General features: G+C 63.1%; 4 protein-coding genes. 3 read left to right on the top strand and 1 reads right to left on the bottom strand.

The annotated features are described in order from the left end of the window. From WCA85_RS00170 to WCA85_RS00160, 3 genes are all read left to right on the top strand, one after another. Positions 1–496, top strand: a 496-nt coding sequence (locus WCA85_RS00170) for a phosphatidylglycerophosphatase A family protein (RefSeq protein WP_424060922.1), incomplete at its 5' end; no start/stop codon positions are given. Positions 497–522: 26 nt separating this feature from the next. Then, positions 523–1,023: a CinA family protein gene (locus tag WCA85_RS00165; protein WP_424060921.1), complete on the top strand. Its 501-nt coding sequence runs from the start codon at positions 523–525 to the stop codon at positions 1,021–1,023. A 127-nt stretch (positions 1,024–1,150) separates the two neighbouring features. Continuing rightward, positions 1,151–1,669 carry a cupin domain-containing protein gene (locus tag WCA85_RS00160; protein WP_424060923.1) on the top strand — a complete coding sequence of 173 codons (519 nt, stop codon included), beginning with the start codon at positions 1,151–1,153 and terminating at the stop codon, positions 1,667–1,669. 109 nt (positions 1,670–1,778) lie between these two features. Here the strand turns inward: WCA85_RS00160 and pyrF are convergent, their stop codons facing one another. Next, positions 1,779–2,594 carry an orotidine-5'-phosphate decarboxylase gene (gene pyrF, locus WCA85_RS00155; RefSeq protein ID WP_424060920.1) on the bottom strand — a complete coding sequence of 272 codons (816 nt, stop codon included), beginning with the start codon at positions 2,592–2,594 and terminating at the stop codon, positions 1,779–1,781. Between the last annotated feature and the right edge of the window lie 162 nt (positions 2,595–2,756).

The following is a 2,756-nucleotide window of genomic DNA, read 5'->3' as shown; positions in this document are numbered from 1 at the left end:
GCCAACCGCCAGGCCGCGCCGGGCGACCGCGCAGTTCATGCTGTCGCATCCGCTGCATATGATCTCGCTGGGCTTCGGCAGTGGCTTGTCGCCTGTCGCTCCGGGCACGGTCGGCACGCTGTTCGCGTGGGCGTCGTTCGACGTCCTCAACCGCTATCTGACCGTGCTCGACTGGGGCGTGCTGATCGTAGTGGGCTTCCTGGCGGGCATTTCCATCAGCGCCTTCACGGCGAAGCGGCTAGGCGTCGACGACCCATCGCAGATTGTGTGGGACGAAATCGTCGCATTCTGGCTGGTCCTGCTGATGGTGACGCCGGCCACCGTGACCGACCAGGTGTGGGCTTTCGTGGTCTTCCGCTTCTTCGACATGGTGAAGCCGCCGCCCATTCGTTACTTCGACCGCAGACTGAAAGGCGGTTTTGGCATTATGTTTGATGACCTGGTCGCGGCGTTTTTCACCTTGCTGGTGATTGCGCTTTGGCGCATGTCAGTCTGATCGTTCCACGCTTTTCGGATATCCGCATGCCTACCGACACCGTCGTCCACCAACTCGCGATCCGCGTGAGCAACCGGTTGCGCGACGAACGCCTGATGCTCGTCACAGCCGAGTCCTGCACGGGCGGCATGGTCGCCACCGCCATCACCGACATCTCCGGCAGCAGCGGCTGGTTCGAACGGGGTTTCGTCACGTATTCCAATCAGGCCAAGTGCGAAATGATCGGCGTGCCTGCCGATCTGATCGACAAGCACGGCGCCGTTAGCGAACCCGTGGCCCGCGCGATGGCTGAGGGCGCGCTGCGCAATAGTCGCGCGCAGGTTTCTGTGTCCATCACAGGCGTAGCGGGCCCGGGCGGCGGCACTGAGAATAAACCGGTTGGGACAGTGTCCTTTGGCTGGAGCAACCGCCTGCATACGTCCGTGGAGACGGTGGTGTTCAAGGGCGACCGCGAGAGGATCCGCGTGCAGGCCGCCGCTCACGCGCTGCGCGGCGTGCTGGCGCTGCTTGATGAGCGCGAACGTTAAGAGGCGTTGATGCGGTTGGCCTGGTTTGTTGCCTTTCATCCCGGTTTGCGCCAACGGCGATCAAAGCTGAATTGAGCTGATCAAGGCTTAAGCTGACTGAAAGCGCGCTCTATTGAGCCTGCCCATTATGACCATTCCCGAGCTTGCCAGAGACGACCTGATCCGTCGCTTCGATCTACAACCGCACCCGGAAGGCGGCTTTTTCCGTGAGACATATCGGTCAGGTGCACAAGTGACTCGCGCGGGATCGGGTGAGACCCGCTCCGCGTCCACCGCGATCTATTACCTGCTGTGCGACGGTGCGCACTCCGCCTGGCACCGGATCCGCTCCGATGAGGTCTGGCATTTCTACGCCGGCACACCGCTCAATGTTCACGTGCTCAATCAAGCCGGCAAACTAACGACCCATCGACTAGGTAATCCGTTGAGCGACCCGGGTACGGTGTTTCAGGCGGTCGTGCCGGCCGGCTTGTGGTTCGCGGCAGAGTGTGAGGACCCAGCGGCGTTTGCGCTAGTCGGATGTACGGTGGCGCCCGGGTTTGAATTCAGCGAGTTCGAACTAGCCGATGTCGGAGCGCTGCAGCGAGCGTATCCCGAGCACGCGGAGATGATTGCGCGGCTCGGGCCTGTGCGGGCGCCAGACTAAGCGGTATCAGCCGAAACCAGGTCGCTCGCGATTAATAACGCAACCGCGAACGCAACCGCGAACGCAACCGCGAATACGACTGCAAACGCAACCACGAACCGCAACCGCTTCACCGATAAGCGTTGATCCGATCGCGCGTTTCCTGCGCGGCCTTCGCGGCCGCTGCCCCGAAGTCTTCGCCCTTGCCCGCGTAGATAATCGCGCGCGACGAGTTGATCAGCATGCCGGTGCCCGCTGCGGTGCGGCCCGCTTGCACGGTGGCTTCGACATCGCCGCCTTGCGCGCCGATCCCCGGAATCAGCAACGGCATGTCGCCGACGATGCCTCGCACCACTTCGATTTCCTTCGGAAACGTCGCGCCCACCACCAGCCCGAGCTGGCCGCTTGCGTTCCATTTTTCCGCCGCCAGTTGCGCGACCACCTGATACAGCGGACGGCCCGCCGTCTCAAGAAACTGCAGATCCGAACCACCCGGATTGGACGTGCGGCACAGCACGATCACACCCTTGCCCGCGTGCTCCAGATACGGCTGGATGGAATCGAAGCCCATATACGGATTCACCGTCACCGCATCCGCACGATAGCGCTCGAATGCCTCACGCGCGTACTGCTCGGCCGTGCTGCCAATGTCGCCGCGTTTCGCGTCGAGAATCACCGGCACGCCAGAATGCTTCTCGTGAATATGCGCAATCAGTTGCTCGAGCTGGTCTTCGGCGCGGTGCGCCGCGAAGTAGGCAATCTGCGGCTTGAACGACGATGCGAAAGGTGCGGTTGCATCGACGATCGTGCGGCAAAAGTCGAAGATCGCGTCGGCGCGGCCGGCGAGCGCGGCCGGGAATTTGCCGGGCTCGGGATCGAGGCCGACGCACAGCAGCGAGTTCGTGCGCTGCCAGGCGTCGTTGAGTGTCTGGATGAAGGTGGACATGGGGGGTCTCGCAGCGAGCCGATAGGAGAAGTGGCGGGTATTTTACCCGTCCTCGTGCGCGGGCCGCGCCGCAATCCCGAAGCTCATCGGGGAGCTCGTTGCGCGGCTCATCGCGAACCCGCTGCCAGGCCCATTGCCTGGGCAGCCACCGGGCTCACGACC

The sequence above is a fragment of the Paraburkholderia sp. genome, assembly GCF_049581445.1.
Classification (GTDB): domain Bacteria; phylum Pseudomonadota; class Gammaproteobacteria; order Burkholderiales; family Burkholderiaceae; genus Paraburkholderia.
This window is presented reverse-complemented; position numbering and strand designations above follow the sequence as displayed.